General features: G+C 48.4%; 20 protein-coding genes. All 20 read right to left on the reverse strand.

Annotation, left to right across the window (positions count from 1 at the left end; genetic code table 11):
- Positions 1-2: 2 nt before the first annotated feature.
- Positions 3-1,436, reverse strand: coding sequence for a tRNA (N6-isopentenyl adenosine(37)-C2)-methylthiotransferase MiaB (gene miaB / locus A1sIIB106_RS04175; protein ID WP_095677459.1), 1,434 nt, complete (start codon positions 1,434-1,436; stop codon positions 3-5).
- Between the two features lie 23 nt (positions 1,437-1,459).
- Entirely contained in the window at positions 1,460-2,200 is a 741-nt protein-coding gene (locus A1sIIB106_RS04180; protein ID WP_095677460.1) for a class II glutamine amidotransferase, read from the reverse strand.
- A 33-nt stretch (positions 2,201-2,233) separates the two neighbouring features.
- A complete protein-coding gene (locus A1sIIB106_RS04185) occupies positions 2,234-3,202 on the reverse strand; it encodes an acyl-ACP desaturase (RefSeq protein WP_095677461.1) in 969 nt (322 codons plus the stop codon).
- Positions 3,203-3,239: 37 nt separating this feature from the next.
- The gene (gene trmD / locus A1sIIB106_RS04190) at positions 3,240-3,923 is read right to left on the reverse strand and encodes a tRNA (guanosine(37)-N1)-methyltransferase TrmD (RefSeq protein WP_095677462.1); all 684 of its coding nucleotides are present in this window, start codon (positions 3,921-3,923) and stop codon (positions 3,240-3,242) included.
- Positions 3,920-4,429, reverse strand: coding sequence for a ribosome maturation factor RimM (gene rimM / locus A1sIIB106_RS04195; RefSeq protein ID WP_095677463.1), 510 nt, complete (start codon positions 4,427-4,429; stop codon positions 3,920-3,922). Before rimM ends, trmD begins: the two co-directional genes overlap by 4 nt.
- 18 nt (positions 4,430-4,447) lie before the next feature.
- Entirely contained in the window at positions 4,448-4,687 is a 240-nt protein-coding gene (locus tag A1sIIB106_RS04200; RefSeq protein ID WP_095527184.1) for an RNA-binding protein, read from the reverse strand.
- A 2-nt stretch (positions 4,688-4,689) separates the two neighbouring features.
- Entirely contained in the window at positions 4,690-5,265 is a 576-nt protein-coding gene (gene rpsP / locus A1sIIB106_RS04205) for a 30S ribosomal protein S16 (RefSeq protein WP_095677464.1), read from the reverse strand.
- A 174-nt stretch (positions 5,266-5,439) separates the two neighbouring features.
- The gene (gene ffh, locus A1sIIB106_RS04210; RefSeq protein ID WP_095677465.1) at positions 5,440-6,879 is read right to left on the reverse strand and encodes a signal recognition particle protein; all 1,440 of its coding nucleotides are present in this window, start codon (positions 6,877-6,879) and stop codon (positions 5,440-5,442) included.
- 28 nt (positions 6,880-6,907) lie between these two features.
- Positions 6,908-9,169 (reverse strand): [protein-PII] uridylyltransferase, encoded by a 2,262-nt coding sequence (locus A1sIIB106_RS04215; RefSeq protein ID WP_095677466.1) that lies wholly within the window; start codon positions 9,167-9,169, stop codon positions 6,908-6,910.
- 29 nt (positions 9,170-9,198) lie between these two features.
- A complete protein-coding gene (locus A1sIIB106_RS04220) occupies positions 9,199-9,537 on the reverse strand; it encodes a P-II family nitrogen regulator (RefSeq protein WP_095671244.1) in 339 nt (112 codons plus the stop codon).
- Positions 9,534-10,838: an ammonium transporter gene (locus tag A1sIIB106_RS04225; RefSeq protein ID WP_095677467.1), complete on the reverse strand. Its 1,305-nt coding sequence runs from the start codon at positions 10,836-10,838 to the stop codon at positions 9,534-9,536. The genes A1sIIB106_RS04220 and A1sIIB106_RS04225 overlap by 4 nt, the downstream gene beginning before the upstream one ends.
- Positions 10,839-11,009: 171 nt before the next feature.
- Positions 11,010-11,849 (reverse strand): signal recognition particle-docking protein FtsY, encoded by an 840-nt coding sequence (gene ftsY / locus A1sIIB106_RS04230; protein ID WP_095677468.1) that lies wholly within the window; start codon positions 11,847-11,849, stop codon positions 11,010-11,012.
- Between the two features lie 43 nt (positions 11,850-11,892).
- Positions 11,893-15,414 (reverse strand): chromosome segregation protein SMC, encoded by a 3,522-nt coding sequence (gene smc / locus A1sIIB106_RS04235; RefSeq protein ID WP_095677469.1) that lies wholly within the window; start codon positions 15,412-15,414, stop codon positions 11,893-11,895.
- A gap of 69 nt (positions 15,415-15,483) precedes the next feature.
- Positions 15,484-16,113, reverse strand: a complete 630-nt coding sequence (gene rnc, locus A1sIIB106_RS04240) for a ribonuclease III (RefSeq protein WP_236858075.1) — start codon at positions 16,111-16,113, stop codon at positions 15,484-15,486.
- Between the two features lie 49 nt (positions 16,114-16,162).
- Complete coding sequence (rpmF, locus tag A1sIIB106_RS04245) at positions 16,163-16,336, reverse strand: 50S ribosomal protein L32 (RefSeq protein WP_095671248.1); 174 nt, start codon at positions 16,334-16,336, stop codon at positions 16,163-16,165.
- A 72-nt stretch (positions 16,337-16,408) separates the two neighbouring features.
- Entirely contained in the window at positions 16,409-17,011 is a 603-nt protein-coding gene (locus tag A1sIIB106_RS04250; RefSeq protein ID WP_095677470.1) for a YceD family protein, read from the reverse strand.
- A gap of 49 nt (positions 17,012-17,060) precedes the next feature.
- Positions 17,061-17,543: an ATP synthase subunit B family protein gene (locus A1sIIB106_RS04255; RefSeq protein WP_095677471.1), complete on the reverse strand. Its 483-nt coding sequence runs from the start codon at positions 17,541-17,543 to the stop codon at positions 17,061-17,063.
- Positions 17,544-17,545: 2 nt separating this feature from the next.
- The gene (gene coaD, locus A1sIIB106_RS04260; protein WP_095677472.1) at positions 17,546-18,025 is read right to left on the reverse strand and encodes a pantetheine-phosphate adenylyltransferase; all 480 of its coding nucleotides are present in this window, start codon (positions 18,023-18,025) and stop codon (positions 17,546-17,548) included.
- Between the two features lie 45 nt (positions 18,026-18,070).
- Positions 18,071-18,643 carry a 16S rRNA (guanine(966)-N(2))-methyltransferase RsmD gene (gene rsmD, locus A1sIIB106_RS04265; RefSeq protein ID WP_125932740.1) on the reverse strand — a complete coding sequence of 191 codons (573 nt, stop codon included), beginning with the start codon at positions 18,641-18,643 and terminating at the stop codon, positions 18,071-18,073.
- Between the two features lie 10 nt (positions 18,644-18,653).
- Positions 18,654-20,837 carry an ATP-dependent DNA helicase RecG gene (recG, locus tag A1sIIB106_RS04270; RefSeq protein WP_095677473.1) on the reverse strand — a complete coding sequence of 728 codons (2,184 nt, stop codon included), beginning with the start codon at positions 20,835-20,837 and terminating at the stop codon, positions 18,654-18,656.
- Positions 20,838-20,861: the final 24 nt, after the last annotated feature.

The following is a 20,861-nucleotide window of genomic DNA, read 5'->3' on the forward strand; positions in this document are numbered from 1 at the left end:
AGTTATTCAGCGGCACTTGGCTTGCGAAGAGTCGGAGTGCCTAGCGAAGTTGCAGTTGGTCCTTGCTTTGTGCGCGCTTCGTGGACATCTCCCCCACGAGTTTTGATATGTGCCAACTCTTTTGCGATCAGATAATGCGCAGAAGCATCTGTAATTTCTAGGTCTACAAAATCTCCGGGGCGCGCTTGGCTCTTGGCATCAAAGTGCACTAAGCGGAAATCTTCCGTCTTTCCAGTAAGCCTCGCCTGCGCTTGGTCGCGTCGACCTTCGACTTCTGAGACCAAGGCGCGATGTGTTTGCCCAATAGATCTCTTATTTACGCCGAGAGAAATCTTCTGTTGATGTTCATGTAAACGCGTATAGCGCTCACCAACAACCGCTTCCGGTACTTGATTTGGCATTACACCAGCTGGGGTTCCGGGACGGATTGAATACTTGTATGTGTACGCCGCGGAAAATTGCGCTTGCGTAGTTAGGTCAAGAGTTGCTTGGAAATCGTATTCTGTCTCGCCTGGAAAACCTACGATGATGTCGGTCGTGATCATGGCGTGTGGCATAGCGCTACGAACTCGATCCAAAATGCCAAGGTAACGGCTTGATCGATAAGAACGGCGCATCTCCTGCAAAATTCGATCAGAGCCCGACTGCAACGGCATATGTAGATGGGGCATCACATTTGGCGTAGTTGCCATAACTTCAATGACATCATCGGTGAAATCGCGTGGGTGAGGTGACATGAAACGAACTCGCTCTAGCCCGTCAATTTCTCCACATTTACGAAGCAGCGACGCGAATGCTCCGCGATCGCCAAATTCAACACCATAGGCGTTTACATTCTGACCCAACAAGGTAATTTCAATTACGCCTTGATCGACCAAAGCTCGGACTTCTTTCAAGATATCCGCTTCAGGGCGATCCTTTTCGATCCCACGAAGAGTTGGGACTATGCAGAAGGTGCAGGTGTTATTGCAGCCAACCGAAACTGAAACCCACGAAGTAAAAGCCGAGAATCTGCGCGCCGGTAACGTCGATGGGAAATGTTCTAACGCTTCTTTAATCTCAATCTGGGACTCTTCTTCGATGCGCGCGCGTTCGAGCAAAACTGGCAATGAGCCAACGTTATGAGTTCCAAATACGACATCCACATAGGGAGCCTTCTTCAAGATAATAGATTGATCTTTTTGGGCCAGGCACCCACCGACTGCGATCTGCATATTTGGATTGAGCTTTTTAATTGGCGCCAGAAAACTTAGATTTCCGTAGAGTTTGTTATCGGCGTTCTCACGCACGGCGCAGGTATTGAAAACGACGATATCTGCTTGTTCTCCCTCAATAACAGGCAAGTAACCAGCCTCATCCAATAACCCCGCAATTCGTTCAGAGTCATGAACGTTCATCTGACAGCCGTATGTTTCGACTGTATAGGTGCGGGCCATGAGGAGAAGGGTATCGCTGTGAGTTAGAGAGGTAATACCTCAAAGCTCAGATCCTTGCGATTAACGACCAAGATTGAATGGTTGGTTAGACGAGTCCAGTGATCTTTACCCCAACCGGTCGATGCCACCTTGATGACGCCATCTTCAACGCTATAGCGAAGTTCATAATGGCTATCTACAGTCCATTCAGTCGAATCAGCCTCATTGAATTCACAGACCGCAATAAAGGTGTCGGGGGTCATGAGCATTGAGTTGATACTCGTGAAGTCACAATTGGCAGAAATGGTCTTTACCGCTTTGCGAAGACCTTCAATCAAACCAAGTTCATCGATACAGCTCAAGATAGTGAAGAAATAGCGCTCACTGTCCGTAGTGGAAGTGAACTTATCTAAATAGCGCGGGTCAACAAATTTCTGCACTGAATCAATCGATTTGATGGTTCCGTTATGCATAAAGGAATAGTCGCCGTAGATAAATGGGTGGTTATTGGAAAGATCTACCGTTAAACCTTTAGATGCTAAACGCAGGTGCAATAGCGCACCATCTGACTTCAAATTCGTAGAAGATTCTGCGAACTTCTCACTCTCTGCTGCGAGAGTTAAGTCGCGAACCAGTTCGGTCTTACGTGTATCGGTTGAGCAAGCCGAGATTCCCCAGCCATGTTTATGCTCTTTGGATAGTTCTACAAAGTTTTCAAATCCTTCGCCAACAACATCTGCAAAGGTACGTTCTTCAGTCGCAACATATCCAAGTAATCTACACATGGGGCAAATCTACCTTGAATTAAAAGATAAAGATTACTTTTGGATACGGATTGGGTTTTGGCCGCGCGCGATCAAGCGTTCAAAGTGGACTTCGCGCTTATCGTTGAAGGTGGCAGCTTCTTTTCCAGATTTCTCCATGAAGGCGACGAGTTCATCGCGAGCTACTAGGCCATCACCAGACAAATCATTTCGTTCAAAGACGTTCCAGGCGCGAAGCACTGGAGATACAACATCGTCTAGGTGTTGCTGCAGATCATAAATTCCAGCAAGGGCGATCTGTACCGCCTTGCGACCAAAGCCTGGCATGTTTGCACCAGGCATATCAAAGTTAGTTACAACATCTGCGATGGCGCGCATCGAAGCATTGGGTTCCATATCCAGTGCTGCCGAAAGGGTGTTGCGGTAGAACAGCATATGGAGATTCTCATCTAGAGCAACACGTTGCATCATTCCCTCAGCGATTGGATCATCGGAAATTTTTCCGGTATTACGGTGCGAAATACGCGTTGCTAATTCTTGGAATGAAACGTAGGCAATCGTGTGCAACATATCGTTTTCATACGGTGTCTGATAACCAAGTGACATATGAGCCATACGTAGATCTTCAAGTTCGTACGGATCTACTCCACGAGTTGCCATTAAATAATCACGAATAACGATCGAGTGGCGCGCTTCTTCAGCGGTCCATCGTTCAATCCAATTGCCCCAAGCGCCATCGCGACCCATAGAAATTGCGATTTCAGTGTGATAGCTCGGCAAGTTATCTTCAGTTAAAAGATTGAGTACGAGTGAATCTTGCGCCACTGGAGTTAGGCGTGAATCTTTTGCTTCCCAAGCATCGCCATTTAGCGGGCCTGCGTAATCGCGACCTTCAGACCATGGGACATACTCGTGCGGATACCAATTTTTTTGAACAGATAAATGGCGCTCGAGTTCAACGGCAACCACTGGTTCGAGATCGCGAATAAGGCGAGATTGGATCTTTTCTGACTCTTCGCTCATAGGTGAACGCTAAAGCAAAACTGCGGTTACTGACTAGTTAGAAATTCTTTTTCGCGCGCTCAATGGCCTGTAATTCGCGCCACTTAGCGATCTCAGCGTGATTTCCACTCAATAAGATCTCCGGCACCGCTATGCCACGCCATTCTTGAGGTTTCGTGAAATTTGGATACTCCAAATAACCTTCAGAATTATGTGACTCTTCAGCCAGCGATTCAGGATTTCCAAGTACGCCCGGAATCAAACGGGTAATCGCTTCAATCATTACAAGAGATGCAACTTCTCCCCCGCCAAGAACATAGTCACCGATTGAGACTTCATGAACTCGAACATTTTTTGCTGCATATTCAGATGACTCGTAATGTTGACGTACTCGATCATCAATTCCCTCGTAACGCCCACAAGCGAAGATCAGATGTTTTGAATTAGCAAAGCTCTGCGCCATTTCCTGGTTAAAGCGCTTGCCCGCTGGGGTCAAGATAATCAAATCTGTATCAGCAACCATCAAGGGATCTAATACTCGCCCCCAAATTTCAGGAAGCATCACCATTCCGGCGCCGCCACCGTATGGGGTGTCATCAACTGTGTTGTGATTATCTTGCGTTGCCGCGCGAAGATCATGAACTTGTATATCTACCAAGCCCTTGCTCTGTGCTTTCCCAAGCAGCGAAAGTTGAGCCGGCGCAAAGTATTCAGCAAAGATTGTTACCGCATCAATCTTCATTTACTGACTCCTGCTTCGTAATCCTCGGGAGGAATAACGGTCATTCGCTTTGCTTTCACATCAACTACTGGAACTAGTTGATGTACGAAAGGAATTAGCACTTCTCCGGCTTCAGTCTTAATGCTCAGCACATCTTGCCCAGGCAGGTTTAAGACTTCAGTTACTTCCCCAAATAAATCGCCATCAACTAGGTATGCCTGACAGCCGATTAGCTGCAGCACGTGATAATCATCTTCATCAAGACCTGGCGCATCGATATCTACGTCGGCATAGAGAAGTTGATCCCGATATTTCTCGATGGCATTGCGATCTTCCACTCCATCGAAGCCAAGCAACAGGATTCCGTTGTGTACACGTGCAGAAGCCACGGTTAAATTTCCGTGGCTTTCTGTCTCAAGTATTGCCCCGATGGCAAAACGTTCTGCTGCATCATCGGTACGTACTTCAATTGTGGCCTCGCCCAAGATTCCGTGGGCGCGACCGATGCGACCTATATTCAGGCGCATCAGATAAAAGCTTTCGCTTTAACGAGCCTCATCGGTATCGATTAGGTCAACGCGTACAGTGCGACCAGCAATAGCGCTTACAACTGTACGAAGCGCTTTTGCAGTGCGACCATTACGACCAATTACCTTGCCGATATCTTCAGGATTAACACGAACTTCTAGAGTCGTGCCGCGACGATGAGTCTTTTCCTTCACGATGACATCTTCAGGATTATCAACGATTCCTTTAACGAGGTGCTCGAGAGCTTCGTCCATCATTGTTATTCAGCGGCCTCTTCAGTTGCTGGTGCTTCTGCCACTACATCTGTAGTCGCAGCCTCAGCTGGAACCTCTGCCACCACATCGGTCGCAGTTTGTTCGGACACTACTGCTACCTCTTCGGTCGCAGTTGGTTCGGACACAACTTCTTCGATTACAGGAGCAGGGTTAGCCTTTGCAGCTAACTTCTCTTGCGCCTTCTTCTTCATTGTTGTTGCGCCTTCTTTAGGCTCATCCATTGCTTGCTTAACAGCTGCTTCGTAAGCGATGCTCTTAGCTGGCTTTGGTGTTGCAAACTTAAGCGTTCCTTCGGTGCCAGGTAGGCCCTTGAACTTCTGCCAATCGCCGGTGACCTTAAAGATCGCCTCTACAGCGGCAGTTGGTTGTGCGCCGACTCCGAGCCAGTACTGCGCGCGCTCTGAGTTAACTTCCATGATTGATGGCTCTTGTCCTGGAACGTAACGACCAATTTCTTCAATTGAAAGTCCGTTACGTGCTTTACGTGAATCTGTTACGACGATGCGGAAAAATGGTGTGCGGATCTTTCCCATGCGCATTAAGCGAATTTTTGTAGACAAAGAAGTAGTGCTCCTAAAAAGTGTGTCGCCTCAAATAACTATGCAGCGGGGTGCGCATGTATTCGATACAACTGTGGATATGGATGTTGTGGGGGTAGAGGGCCCCTCAACAGGAGGCTAATCTTGCCATCTACGCGTGTAGAAGCGAAATCCGAGCGTGGTGAGAGCAGGGCTTTAGCCCCTCTCCTCCAAGGCGCGTTTGGCGGGATTACCAGATTTGGACTTCTTCTTAGCTGGCTGCTGGCTGACCTTCTGAACAGGTACGGGCGCCCCTAGTGGCATACCCATGCCGGCAGGCAATCCTTTACCGCTGCGCATCTGTTTCATCATCTTCTGTGCTGCTGCGAATTTATCAACTAAAGAATTTACATCTTGAACTTTTCGACCGGCGCCCAATGCAATTCGTGCACGACGTGAGCCATTTAGAACTTTTGGATCACGGCGCTCGATTGGCGTCATTGATTGAACAATTGATTTAGTGCGGACGATTTCAGATTCATCAAAATTCTCGATCTGTTTCTTCATCCCTGCAGCGCCCGGCAACATTCCAAGCAATTTCGACATCGAGCCCATCTTCGACATCGCCTCTAACTGCTCAAGAAAATCTTCAAGCGTGAAGTCATCACCACGCGCAAATTTTTCTTCTAGACGTGCGGAACTTTCACCATCAAAGGCTTTCTTGGCCTGTTCTGCCAAAGTTGCGACATCGCCAAGACCCAAGATTCGTGAAGCCATGCGATCGGGATAGAAGATATCGAAATCTGAAAGCTTTTCACCGTTCGATGAAAACATGATTGGTTTACCGGTTAATTGGGTGATTGATAGCGCAGCGCCACCTCGAGCATCACCATCGAGCTTGGTAAGTACCACGCCATCAAAACCAACGCCATCCTGAAACGCTTGCGCGGTGCGGACAGCATCCTGACCGATCATCGCATCAACAACGAAGAGGATCTCATCTGGCGAAATTGCATCACGGATAGCGATCGCCTCGCGCATCAAATCTTCATCTACACCTAGGCGACCTGCGGTATCGACGATAACCATGTTGTACAACTTTGACTTTGCAAAAGCGATTCCTTGCTCTGCAACCTTTACTGGATTGCCAACACCGTTGCCAGGTTCAGGTGCAAAGACTGGAACGCCAACGCTTTCTCCAACAACCTGTAATTGGTTAACAGCATTAGGGCGTTGTAGATCTGATGCGACAAGTAGAGGAGTGTTGCCTTGTTCGGCATAGAACTTGGCGAGTTTTCCAGCCAAAGTCGTTTTACCTGCTCCTTGCAATCCAGCCAACATGATTACCGTCGGAGCGGTCTTCGCAAATCGAACTCGGCGCGCGGATCCGCCAAGGATCTCTACTAGTTCGGCGTTAACGATCTCAAAGATTGCTTGTGCTTGATTTGTGCCTGATTGCAGATTTGGGAGCGCTTCCAGCGACTTGCTGCGAATTTTCTCGATAAAGCTATCTACAACAGGTAGAGCAACATCTGACTCGAGAAGTGCGGTACGAACTTCAGCGCAAGTGTTTTCGATATCTGAAGGAGAAATTTTTCCTCGGGAACGCAGCGAGGAGAAAGCGTTCGAGAATTTGGTGGAAAGGTTGTCAAACATAAGGTGGCAATAGTACTTGAAAGGTTAATTAAGCAAGAGCGCTAGATAGGCGATTGGCTAGTTCTTGGGCGCGCTCAGGAGAGAGCGCTCCCCCACCAATTTCAGTTACATAAAGGGTATCTATCGCTTCCGCCCCCAAAGTTGTAACGATTGCGGAGCGAATATCAACTTGTGATTTGGTGATTACATCGCCGATTCCGAATAAAAGTGCGGGACGATCATGGCTGCGAACCTCAATAATCGTTGCATCAGTTGCCGAATCCATAAAGGTCTCAACGATCGGAAGCGGAACTGGAATTGATGGAATATTTGAGTAATCTGCAACGCGGCGTTTAATTCTCTCTGTTAAATCAGAGGCATCCGCTAAAGCTTCGGCAATTGCGGCTTTTATCGCACCCTCATCGACCGATGGGGCGAATTGGTTAGGCGTAACTATCCACTTCATAATTGCGCTCTTACCGATCGTTTGCGTACGCGCTGAACGTACATCGAATCTAGCCAAGTTTAAAACACCTGCAACGATAGAGAGAAGTCCCGTTTTATCTGGAGCGATAATTTCGATTGCAAAATCAGGATCGCGAGCTTCGATTTTAACTTGAAGTTCGCCGCTATCTGCTAAAACTCTCTGCTCGCTTGTGAATTCTGGTTGTCTCGCTATCGTGTTATCTGTTAAGGCCGAAGTCACCCGACTTACAAGTTCGCTTAACAAACTCTCTTTCCAATCACTCCATGCCGCCCGCCCTGTTGCCTGTCCATCGGCGATACTAAGAGCATGCAAGAGTTCCAGAGTCTGCAAATCCGGAATCACAGAAGTCACGCTGGCGATAGTCGCGGGGTCATCTAAATCTCGTCGCGTAGCGGTGGCGCTCAATAGCAGGTGATGTTTTACCAATAGTTTCAAAGTTGCAATATCGTTTTCATCGAATCCAATACGGCGCGCAAGCGGTTCAATTAACTTTTCCCCGCGATCGCTGTGATCTTCTTGCGTTCCTTTACCAATATCGTGGAAGAGTGCAGCAAAGAGAAGTAAATCTGGGCGGTGCACATTTCTAGTAAGCGCAGCTGCAAATACCGCGGTCTCAACCATGTGTCTATCAACAGTATGGCGATGCAGTGCGTTGCGCTGCGGCAAGGAACGTACTGCGCGCCATTCAGGCAACCAATCGAAGAGAATCTCCTCTTGATCAAGTCCCTCCCAGATGCGCACCATAGGCGCACCTGCACCGATTAGCGTAATTAAATTCTCACGTGCTGATCTGGGCCAAGGGTTAGGTAACTTAGAAATACCCGATTTCGATGCTTGTGCCAGAGCTTGCAAAGACGTTGGTGAAACCGGAAGCCCTGCTTGCGCTGCGATTGCGGCTGCACGTAAACCAATTACCGGATCTTTATGAAAATCAAATCCCTCGTCAATAAAGACTTCTTGATGGGCAATTGATATCCCTTGCGCAATATGTGTGGTGCGCGTTTTCTTTAAGAAGCGTCCAAGTCCATCTTTACCGCGATGATCGAAGCGATGCCAAGTTGATTCGAGAAGATAGTCAACCGATCTAGCGGCCTGTGCGATATCGCTCATTAGCGCATCCGCATCGGCGTATTTCAATAGTTCGGCAACTTTATCTTGCTCTTGAAAAAGTAACCGATCCTTATCTCTGCTGGTAACGGTATGTAAAGCTTCACGTGCATTGTTTAAAACGGATTCTGCAGTGCTGATGTGCTCAAGAGAGATAGATACCGCACCGGAACGAGCGATTGCTCGCAGTGCGTTGATATCTCTTAAACCCCCGCGCGCCTCTTTTAAATCAGGTTCAAGGAGATAAGCGAGATCACCGGCGCGAAGATGGCGATCGGCAAGTGAGCGGCGTAGTTCGGGCAGCCTTTCACGCGAATTACCGCGCCAATCATCTATTGCATCGTGTTGCACCGCCGCCACTAAATCTGGATCACCACAAATTAATCGAATATCAAGTAGCCCTAGAGCAACTTTTAAATCACTGGAGGCGCTCTCTCGGGTTTCGGATCTGGTTCTAACAGAATGATCGACTTTAAAAGATTTATCCCAGAGCGGGTAGAGAATTTTATTTACTATCTCTGCGAGAGATTTCACTTCAATTCTCCCGTTATGTAGAAAGAGAATATCTAGATCTGATCCTGGAGATAGCTCACCGCGGCCGTAACCACCGACCGCGGCGAGTGCTACCCCACTAACTGCATCTGGTACTTGGCTAAATAGCGAGGTCAGGAAGCGATCGCTCTCGTTCGATCGCTCCCGTCGCTCACGTGTACCCATGCACCTATCTTACTTACCTGCTTTATACCCTAGATCGCATCCGTTCCGCGTTCACCGGTTCTGACGCGCACGATTGAATCAACTGGCGTTGTCCAAACTTTTCCATCGCCGATTGATCCTGTTGATGCCGCTTTCACGATGACATCGACAATTGCTGCTGCATCTGCATCATCAACTAGTACTTCAAGGCGAACCTTGGGTACAAGGTCTACGGTGTATTCGGCGCCACGATAAACCTCAGTGTGACCACGCTGGCGACCGAAACCACTGGCTTCAGAGACTGTCATTCCGGTTACGCCCGCCGCTTGCAGAGCATCTTTGACTTCATCTAACTTAAATGGTTTCAAGATAGCCGTAATTAACTTCATAGCAATGAACCTCCTCGTGATGAACTTGTCATTTCATATGCAGTTTCTGCGTGTTCATTTAGATCAATGCCTTCTACTTCTGCATCTTTCTTTACGCGGAAACCAATTGTCTTTTCAATTGCGTAACCGATGATCAGTGTGGCAATGAATGAGTATGCGAAAACAAGTCCGACACCCAGCGCCTGCTTTCCAAGTAGCGCTGTTCCGCCACCATAGAAGATTCCATCGAGGCTGAGGCTGTTGACCGCTGATGAGCCAAATAGGCCGATTGCAAGTGATCCCCAGATTCCACCGATTAAGTGAACTGCTACTACATCAAGTGAATCATCGAAGCCAAGCTTGTATTTGATTCCGACAGAGAGCGCACAAATCGCTCCTGCAAGCAGACCAATTACTACTGCGGCCCATGGAGCCACGAATGCACAAGCTGGCGTGATTGCAACTAGCCCTGCAACCGCACCTGATGCTGCACCAAGTGAGGTTGCATGTCCATTACGAATTTTCTCTACGAGTAACCAACCCAGAACCGCAGCAGCAGCTGCAACTTGAGTATTGATTAGAGCCAGTGCTGCAGTTCCATTTGCAGCCAGTGATGAGCCGGCGTTAAATCCAAACCAGCCGAACCAGAGAAGACCTGCGCCGAGCATCACCAATGGTAATGAGTGTGGACGCATTGATTCTTTGCGCCAACCAACTCTCTTTCCAATTACGATCGCTAGAGCTAACCCTGCAGCGCCGGCGTTGATATGCACTGCCGTTCCACCTGCAAAGTCTTGAACGCCTCTGCTGGCTAAATAACCGGCACCGGTAATTGTGTCTCCGACTTTATTTCCGAATGCAAATACCCAGTGCGCAACTGGGAAGTAAACCAATGTGGACCAGATAGCGACAAAGATCGCCCAAGCGGTGAACTTTGTGCGGTCTGCAATTGCACCCGAGATCAGCGCAGGGGTAATGATTGCGAACATCAATTGGAATGCTGCAAAGACAAGAACTGGAATTGGATAAACTCCACCGTTATTTGTGAAGTCATTAACAACTCCACCTAATCCGGATAAGGAAATATTTCCATACCAAGCTGAATTTGCCTTATATCCAAATGCCAATTCAAATCCGTAGATAACCCAAATCACGCTAACGATTCCGATGGTCACCATCGACATCATCATCATATTTAAAACGCTCTTGGTGCGAACCATGCCGCCGTAGAAGAAAGCTAAACCTGGCGTCATAAGTAGAACGAGAGCGGTACTTGCTAATACCCAGGCGGTATCGCCTGAATTAAGAACAATCTCTTCCATTATTCGTTTCCTATTCCTAGAGTTTTAACAAAAATGAACAAACCCTCGCCGTTGAGATGGGGGTAAAGATGCTCTCGGCGAGTTACGTAGGCTCGTTTTCTAGGTTAAGACGGGGTCACAAAATCGGGAAATTTGTTACATCTGTGTTACGCCAAGTGCGGGATAGGAAGGCTATTCGCCGATTAAGCCTGAGATGTAGCGCTCTGAGTCGAAGGCAGCGAAATCTGACTCGCCTTCACCTGTGCCTACGAATTTGATCGGGATATCGAGAGCGTTTTCAATTGCTAGGGCTACTCCCCCTCGGGCGCTGCCATCTAACTTTGTGACAATCAAGCCAGTTACATCAACGGCTTCGGTAAAAATCTTCGCTTGGGTAATTCCATTTTGGCCTGTCGTTGCATCAATTACTAATAGAACTTCAGAAACCGGTAAGGATTTTTCGATTACGCGTTTTACCTTACCTAACTCGGCCATCAAATCGTTCTTATTGTGAAGTCGCCCAGCGGTATCAATTAGCAAGTAGCTAACTTGTTGTTCGTTTGCACGAACTGCGGCATCAAAAACGACCGATGCGGGCTCGGCTCCATCTTTGCCAGCGATAACTTCAACGCCGATACGCGCTCCCCATGTCTGCAACTGTTCTACTGCAGCAGCGCGAAAGGTGTCGGCTGCAGCAAGAATTACTGAGGAGCCAGAGCCTTGTAGCGAAGCGGCCAACTTCGCAACTGAAGTTGTTTTGCCGGTGCCATTTACTCCAACAACGATTAGCGCTGAGGTGGAGGCTGCCTTACTTAAGGTGCGGGATTTACTTGAGAGCTTCGAATTTAATATCTGAGTCAGAGAAGCGAGTGCATCATCGCCCTTGATTGATTTAGCATCTTTGATAATTGAGGATGTAAGTGATGGGCCAAGATCTGCAGCAAGAAGTTCTGCTTCAAGTTCTTGCCAATCAAGTGGATCAGCTGTCGAAACGCCTTTTATCTTTGAGATGAATTTACTGAAAATACCCATTGCCTAAATACCCATTGCCTAAATACCCATTGCCTAAAGAACCTTAAGCGGTGTCAGATTCGCGCAGGCGCTGTGAAATAACCTCAGTTACGCCATCGCCGCGCATGGTTACGCCATAGAGCGCATCTGCGATCTCCATAGTGCGCTTCTGGTGAGTAATGATGATCAACTGTGAACTTTCACGAAGTTCTTCGAGCACAACTAATAATCGGCCCAAGTTAACGTCATCGAGGGCGGCCTCAACTTCATCGAGCACGTAGAAAGGACTTGGTCGTGCTTTAAAGATCGCTACCAACATAGCAACCGCTGTCAGAGACTTTTCACCGCCTGAAAGTAGCGAGAGGCGCTTGATGCGCTTTCCTGGTGGACGCGCTTCCACATCAACGCCAGTGTTGAGAAGATCATCAGGATTTGTAAGTATCAAACGACCATCGCCACCTGGGAATAAGCGGGCGAAGATATCTTCAAAGTGTTTAGCGGTTTCTTCGTACGCTTCCATGAAGATCTGTTGCACACGATCATCAACTTCCTTGATGATATCCAGCAGATCTTTCTTGGTGCGCTTTAGATCTTCTAACTGTTCGGCCAAGAACTTAAGGCGCTCTTCAAGCGCGTTGTACTCTTCCAAAGCTAATGGGTTGATCTTGCCGAGAAGAGTGAGTGAACGTTCAGTGGCAGCGAGGCGCTTCTCCTGTTGATCACGGCGATACGGGATTAACTCAGTAGCGACGATCTCACCGGTCTCAGTTTCGATAAATGTTGGTACATCGTTCTGAGGTCCGTACTCATTTACAAGAGTTGTCGTATCAACTCCAAGTTCTTCTACTGCTTTGGACTCAAGTTGTTCGATACGCATGCGCTGTTCTGCACGAGCGATCTCATCTTTATGAACCGAAGAAGTTAGCTGTTCGAGTTCAGAAGCTAGTTCACGACCGCGAGATCGCACCGTAAGCGTTTCGCCTTCGCGATCGGATCGTGATGCTTCGAGACGGGCGCGCTCTGTTGCAGCCTTTGCGATAGAACGTTCAATATGGATTAGCGCTTCGTATGCGGCTTCTGCAATTGCAGAAGAGATCAGCGCACCGCGTGCACGTGCACCGCGGCGCGATACTGCCCGCTCGGATGCTTCACGTTCGGCGTTAGCGGAATCTTCGAGGGCCTTGGCACGTGCACCAATTGAATCAACGCGCTCTTCGCTGGTGCGAACGGCAAGACGTGCTTCTACTTCTGCAGTTCGCGCAAGTGAGACTTCATTTCGTAAGTTTTCGGCGGCGCTGTGGTCTGGTTCGCCAATTTCTCCACGTTGTTGCAATTGTGCAGAAGCGATGGAAAGTTCGTTCTCATCGCGACCTTTAGCAGCATTGGCTTCAGCGATTGCAGAATTTAAGCGCTCAACTTCGGCAGATGCCGATTTCATATTCTGGCCAGCTACGGCTAGTTGTTCAGTAAAAGCAGAAATTCGAGCATCTGATTCATTTAACTTAGATAGCACGATATCAAATGTATTTTGCTTGCTTTCTACATCGCCTTGCGCTGTTGAGATCTCAAATTTAATGCGATCGCAGTTATGCGTAATGGTCTCAAGCTTGGCCTGTAACTCTTGGACCAGTGCGTTGATCTCAATTAGCGAAGTAGATGATGCTGAACCACCGCGCGCACGCTTTGCGGTGATTACATCGCCATCACGCGTTACAACTGTGACGCTTGGGTGGGAACGAATGATGCCTTCGGCCTCACGTGCACTTTCTGCAACGACCGTATTTGAGATAAGTGAAGCGAGGAGCTCGGAGATCTCCGTAGAACGAACATGGGAAGTCAGCGCTGTAAGACCAGCCGGAACAGATGTAGCGCTGTGTGATCCAGGTTGGTAGACAAGTACATCTGCTTGGCCCAAGTTTTCAGAGCGCATAGTTGTAAGTGCGCTAATTGCAGAGTTTAAATCGCGAACCACAATCGCATCTGAGAGAGTTCCCAGCGCTGCGGCAGTTGCAGATTCCCATCCAGAATCTATTTGAACAAGGGATGCAATGCTTCCGAGAATTGTTAATCCGCGAGAATCGCGAACTAACGCTGCCCCACCATCGCGTGACTGCGAGGTTAACAACATCGCCTCTAACTTGGATTCGATGGCATTTCGCTCGCGATCAGCCGCGCGTTCTGCGTCAATTAAATTGCCAAGTTCAGTTTTAGCGCTCTCTAAAGATCGCTTAGCGACTTCAAATTCCGAGTCGAGCCCAAGTTCTCCGGCATCTGCACCAGCAATATCCATCTCGAGAGTTGAGTACTGGCGCTGTGCGCTCTCGGCACGTGATTGCGCTTCATCGCGGGCTTTTACTAAACGTGCAATTTCTTCAGCGATCGCTTCTAATCGTGCAGCCAGCGATTTAATGTGGCCTTCTTGGCGCGCTGTACCTTCACGTTGATCAGCGATAGCGCGCATCGCCGCGGCGATTTTATCTTCCTCAACTTTTAAAGATTGTTCTGCGCTGGAAAGTTTGGAAGTTGTTGCCTGCAAATGCGCTTGTGCTGTTTGAACTTCGCTGCGTAATTGCGCTTCTTGCTGGCGCAGTGCCAGCGCTTCTTGATCGAGGGCTTCAGGGTCACGACCTGCGCTACGCGCTTCTTCTGCTTCTTCAGCTAAGAAGCGTGAGCGCTCTTGCGCAAGTGACTGAGTTCCGCGGAATTTTTCACGGAGTGCGCTGAGTGCATAGAAATTTTCCTGCGCTGCGATTAGAAGTGGGCTTTCAAAAGCGGCTTGTGCATCGAGTGATTCTTCGCGTGATCTGACTTTGTCTAACTCATCTTCAACAAGTGAACGTCGCTCTCGAAGCGCAGTTTCGTCAGCTACTTCAGCATCGAGAGTTTTGGAAAGCGAGATGAAATCATCGGCGAGCAAACGCAACTTGGCATCACGCAGATCTGCCTGAATTGTTGCCGCCTTCTTGGCAACTTCTGCCTGCTTGCCGAGTGGTCGCAGTTGGCGACGGAGTTCGACTGTTAGGTCTTGAACGCGAGCTAAGTTCGCTTGCATCGAATCTAACTTACGAAGGGCTTTCTCTTTACGTTTGCGATGCTTTAAAACGCCCGCTGCTTCTTCAATAAAGCCACGGCGTTCTTCGGGGGTAGCCATCAAAATTGCATCTAGTTGGCCTTGGCCAACGATGACGTGCATTTCGCGACCAATACCTGAATCGCTTAGTAATTCTTGAATATCTAATAAGCGTGATGCTTCACCATTTATTTGGTACTCGCTCTGGCCATTACGAAAGAGAATGCGGGAAATTGTTACTTCGGTGTAATCAATTGGTAGCGCGCCATCGGTGTTATCGATTGTTAGCGAAACTTCTGCGCGTCCAAGTGGTGCACGCCCGCTTGTTCCAGCGAAGATGACATCTTCCATCTTGCCGCCGCGAAGTGACTTCGCGCCTTGCTCGCCCATAACCCAGGTAAGGGCATCTACAACGTTTGATTTTCCAGAGCCGTTAGGGCCGACGACGCAGGTGATGCCCGGTTCCAGGCGAAGCGTCGTTGCCGACGCGAAGGATTTAAATCCTTTAAGCGTCATACTCTTTAAATACACGGCGTAAACCTACCGTTTAGGTGGCGTCTTTATGTACGTGACGCGAGTGAAGTACTACTTGAGGGTTGCGAGAATTTCGTAGGCAGAGCGCGCCGCTGATTGCTCTGCTTCGCGTTTGCTCTTACCGATACCTTGCGCAACTGCTTCACCAGAGACCATCGCGACAGCGGTGAAACTCTTATCGTGGTCAGGTCCTTCTTCAGTTACTAAATATTCGAGGGTGCCTTTTCCAAGTGATGAAACTAATTCTTGGAGCGCAGTCTTGCCATCGAGCCCAGCGCCCTTTGCCATGGCGCTTTCGAGAGTTTCATTGATTAGTGTGCGAACAACGGTGGTAGTTGTTGCAAATCCACACTCGAGATAAATGGCGCCGATTAAGGCTTCTAGCGCATCGGCGAGGAGTGAGTTCTTGTCGCGCCCGCCGGTGACTTCTTCACCTTTTCCGAGGCGAATATATTTTCCAAGTTCAAGTGTGCGCGCAATATCTGCGAGCGCGCGCATATTTACAATTCCAGATCTCAGCGGAGATAAACGTGATTCATCGAGATCTGGATAGCGAAGATAAAGCTCTTCAGTAACAATTAAACCCAGTACTGAATCACCTAAAAATTCTAAACGTTCATTTGTTTCTTTAGCACCTGACTCATATGCAAATGAGCGGTGGGTAAAAGCTAACTCGAGCAATTCGGGCTTTAACGAGATCCCGAGTTGCGCAGTTAAGGAAGAGAACAGATCAGACCTCGAGAACCTGGCGGCGGTTATATGTTCCGCAGGTTGGGCATGCTGTGTGTGTGAGCTTTGGCTGCTGGCACTGTGGGCATGCTGCAAGCGATGCTGCAGTTGTCTTCCACATTGAGCGGCGTGAGCGTGTCTTCGAACGAGACATCTTTCGCTTTGGAACTGGCACGGTAATCGTCCTTAATCTCTTTTAAACCTATTGGTAAAAATTGGCTTAACTCGGTTAGGAGGTAAGTATCCCTTATTCATCCGATTTCTTAAAATCCAGTCCAGCCAGGCCTGCCCAGCGAGCGTCAATCGCCTCGTGTTTGTGGTCTTCTGGCAGATCTGCCCACTTCTGACCGCAATCTGGGCAGAGTCCTAGGCAATCTTCGGAGCAGAGCGGGTTGATTGGAAGATCTAATACAACGGCATCTCGAATAGGGGGCTCGAGATCCATCACATTGCCATCCATCCAAAGTTCGTCATCTTCTTCCAGATCTACGTCGTCATCAGATGCGCGCTTGGACTTCTTACCCTTCTTGCCAGAATCTTTACTTGGCTCGTAGCGATAGAGCTCTTGAATCTTTCGTTCAACGGTAATTTCAACTGGATCAAGGCAACGAATGCACTCGCCCTTTGCGATCGCGTATAGATCAGCGCTTAACAAGACTCCCTCAGTAACGGATTCCAGGCGCAGATCTACTTCAATAACATCACCGGCTGGCACGCTCACCAATGGCACGCCAATCGGCTCCAAAATTTCTAGATCTAACTGATACTCCTTCATCTCCCCCGCTCTACGTGGGAGTTCATGGGTATTGAATTCAAAGACTTGTGAAGCCTTAGATGAAGGTTGCGACATGGGTATTTTCTCTTCTTGATATCTTCTTGGCTATATAACTAAGTGCTAATTACTTGTCGTCAGCTAATTGAGATAAAACATCTTTATCGTTTGCGCCATCTAGGCGGTCTCGGCCACGGGCTACCGCATCAAGAGTCTTATTGAGGATCACTTCTAGAGTGGCAAGGCGACCATCAATGTAGCTTTCTACTTCAGCGCGCTCATCGGCGGCAAGTGCACGAGCGTCATCGAGGATACGTTGCGCTTCATCGCGAGCAGCCTGAACGATCGCAGTTTGTTCGATCATGCGGGCAACATCTTCGCGTGCTGTAGCGATCATCTGTTCAGCCGATGCTCTACCCTCCTCGACTAAATTATCGCGCTGGGCCAAAATTGCTTCGGCTGCAGATAAATCTTGTGGAAGTGCAATTCTTGCGCCATCTAAGATTTCTAAAATTTCGCCACGATGTACAACGCAGGAAGCTGAAAGTGGAACTCCGCGAGCCTCTTCGATCAGAGTAATGGCGGTGCTGAGTTTTTCGATCGAGTCCATTTTTACTTCCCTGCTACTCGTGCTTTAAGTGCATCATTTACGACGCCTGGAACCATAGAGGATACATCTCCACCGAAATGAGCGAGCTCTTTAACGATAGAAGAGGAGAGAAATGAGTGTGTTGGAGCAGTTGCCATAAACATAGTTTCGACGCCGGAGCCCTGGAGATTTACCTGAGCCATCTGAAGCTCGTAATCAAAGTCGGTAACCGCGCGCAAACCCTTTACGATCGCCTGAATTGAATTTTCCTTACAGTAATCAACGAGCAAGCCATGCCAAGAATCAACCTTGACGTTCTTAAATTTAGAAGTTGTTTTACGAGCCATCTCCATGCGCTCTTCTACTGTAAAGAGCGAAGCCTTCGTGCGATTTTCCAAGACTGCCACAATAACTTCATCAAACTGGCTGCTGGCGCGCTCGATGATGTCGAGATGACCAAAGGTGATTGGATCAAATGATCCTGGGCAAACGGCGCGCTTCATGGAGTAAACGCTAGCAACGATCAGCGTGGTTATCCATTTTCAGGCTCAAAGTTCCGCTGGAACCCCATAGAAAATCGTCGCTTGGCCATAATTTTTTTCGCGCAGAGCCTGATATCCATCTGGCCAAGATATTTCCTTGACTCTGGAATTTCTCTCAACTGCAATTAAAGCTTGCGGATGAAGAAAACCACCCTCACGAAGTTGAATGAGATTTTCAATAACATCAATATCTTCTACATCATATGGTGGATCAATATAAATGAAGTGGTACGGAACTGTTGCGCGATCCTGCAAAAAACGGTTAACACTCATTCCAAAGAGATGGAAGCTACCCGGACACTGCGCGCTCTTGATGCTTTCGAAGTTTGCGGTAATTGACTTTTGCGCTTGTTCATCTTTCTCAACTGCATGAACAATCTCGGCACCTCGGGAAAGTGATTCAAGCGCGATTGCACCCGTGCCAGCATATAAATCCAAAATATGAAGCCCCGCAAAGTCACCAAATTCAGATGCCAAGGTAGAAAAGAGCGCTTCACGGGCGCGATCAGAAGTTGGTCGGGTGGCACTTGCCACGGCGGCAATGTTTCGCCCCTTAGCAAGTCCTGCGATGATGCGCATTTATCTATCCCTAACCTTTATCTATATATGAAGACGTTTGTTCTTTCTTTAACATCTCTAATTCGTGTTTGAGCAAAGGATAGCCGTTTAGAGAGCTGTCGCTTTCTAATAATTCTGCAGCCACATTGCGCGCTTCCTCAATTAGCCCTTCATCGCGCAAGACACGCAATAAGCGAAGATGCGACCGAGCGCCAGATTGTGTTGCACCGAGTACATCGCCTTCACGTCTTTGTTCAAGATCAATACGAGAGAGTTCGAAGCCATCTTGGGTCTTAGATACTGCTTCCAATCGCTCACGTGCTGGTGTTTCGATTGGCGCGCCAGATACAAGTAGGCACAAACCAGGTGAAGTACCGCGACCAACGCGGCCACGTAACTGATGAAGCTGAGATACGCCAAAGCGATCTGCATCCATAATCACCATGACTGTTGCATTTGGAACATCCACGCCGACTTCAATAACTGTCGTTGAAACTAGTACATCTATCTCGCCTGCAGAAAAAGCCTGCATCGTTGCATCTTTTAACTCTGTGGTTAATCGTCCATGCAATGGCGCAATTCGTAGCCCCTTGAGCGCTCCCCCATGTAACTTCGGGGCCAGTTCTTCGACGGACGCGATATCTGGAGTTTGTTCTCCGTATAGAAAATCTAGATCGGCATCTTCAGAACTTCCGGCAGCGATGCGCGGTGCAACGATGTAAGCCTGATGCCCCTGTGAAACTTCTTCACGAATTCGCTCCCAGGCGCGATCTAGGAAAGTTGGTTTCTCCAAAGTTGGTACTACGTGCGTTGTAATTGGCTGGCGACCTAACGGAAGTTCGCGAAGTGTCGAAATATCTAGATCACCAAAGACTGTCATCGCAACTGTTCTTGGTATTGGAGTTGCAGTCATAACCAATAGGTGTGGCGGATTAACTGCTTTTGCCTTCAGCGCATCACGTTGCTCAACACCAAAACGATGTTGCTCATCCACAACAATTAAGCCAAGGTCGTTAAAAACTACGCTCTCACTAAGCAGTGCATGCGTACCAATAACAATTCCGGCCTGGCCGGTTGCGGCAAGAGCAAGTGCCTCTTTACGTGATGCCGCGTTCTGCGAACCAGTTAACAAAGTAATTTGCGTAGCGTTTTCAACGCCTCCCAGCATCCCTCCTTGGGCTAACGGTCCGAGCAATTTTTCAATAGTTCGCAGATGCTGCGCCGCTAAAACTTCTGTTGGAGCAAGTAACGCTGCTTGTCCCCCACTATCGACTACTGCCAACATGGCACGAAGTGCGACAACAGTTTTACCTGAACCGACCTCACCTTGTAGCAAACGATGCATCGGAATATCTGCTGCTAAATCACTTTCAATCTCACGCGAAACTTCAACTTGGCCAGGAGTTAACTTCCACGGAAGCGATTTATCGAAAGCTTCTAATATTCCACCGGATTTAACTGGTCGGGCGACAGTCTTGAGTGCTCGTAGTTCGGCTCTGCGTTCGAGTAAAAGTAGTTGCAGTAAGAAAGCCTCATCAAAGGTTAAGCGCGCCTTCGAGAGTTCTGCGCTATCTAGATCAACTGGGTTATGTATCTGAGCCAGGGCTTGCTGTGCCGATGGATACTTAAATCTCTCAAGAATTTGTGGCGGGATGAAATCTGGAACTTCATCCAAAAAATCAATGGCTAGCTTTATGCATTGCGCAATTTTCCAGGAAGGAAGTTTTGAGCTGGCTGGATATACCGGCAGAAATTTTCCGGCAAAGTCTGCAACGGCGGAATCAACATCGCTGCCATCAGGGACCATTTCGTAATCTGGATGTGCCAATTGGCGTTTGCCGTTAAAGACTCCGACTTTTCCCGCAAACAAACCTTGTCTACCTACGCGCAACTCTTTCTCGCGCCAGGCTTGATTGAAAAAAGTTAGCGACATTTTGGCGCTGCCATCGGTGACGATAACTTCAAGGATGCTGCCCTTGCGCCCCTGCAATTTGCGGCTACTCGAAGAGTGAATCTCTGCCAATACCGTTACTTCATCGCCTTCGTTAAGTTCAGCGATATCGCTTAGCTCGCCACGTACTAAGTAGCGACGTGGATAGTGGTGTAATAAATCAGAGACCGTGCGATAACCAAAAACAGTATCCAAAACCTTCGCGGTGCGATCGCCCACGACATCAACCAACTTGGTTGTGAGCCTGCCGTCTGCGATCGCCATAGGAGCCATTCTCGCGTGGATTTC

This window comes from Candidatus Planktophila lacus (assembly GCF_002288325.1).
GTDB classification, from domain to species: Bacteria; Actinomycetota; Actinomycetes; order Nanopelagicales; family Nanopelagicaceae; genus Planktophila; species Planktophila lacus.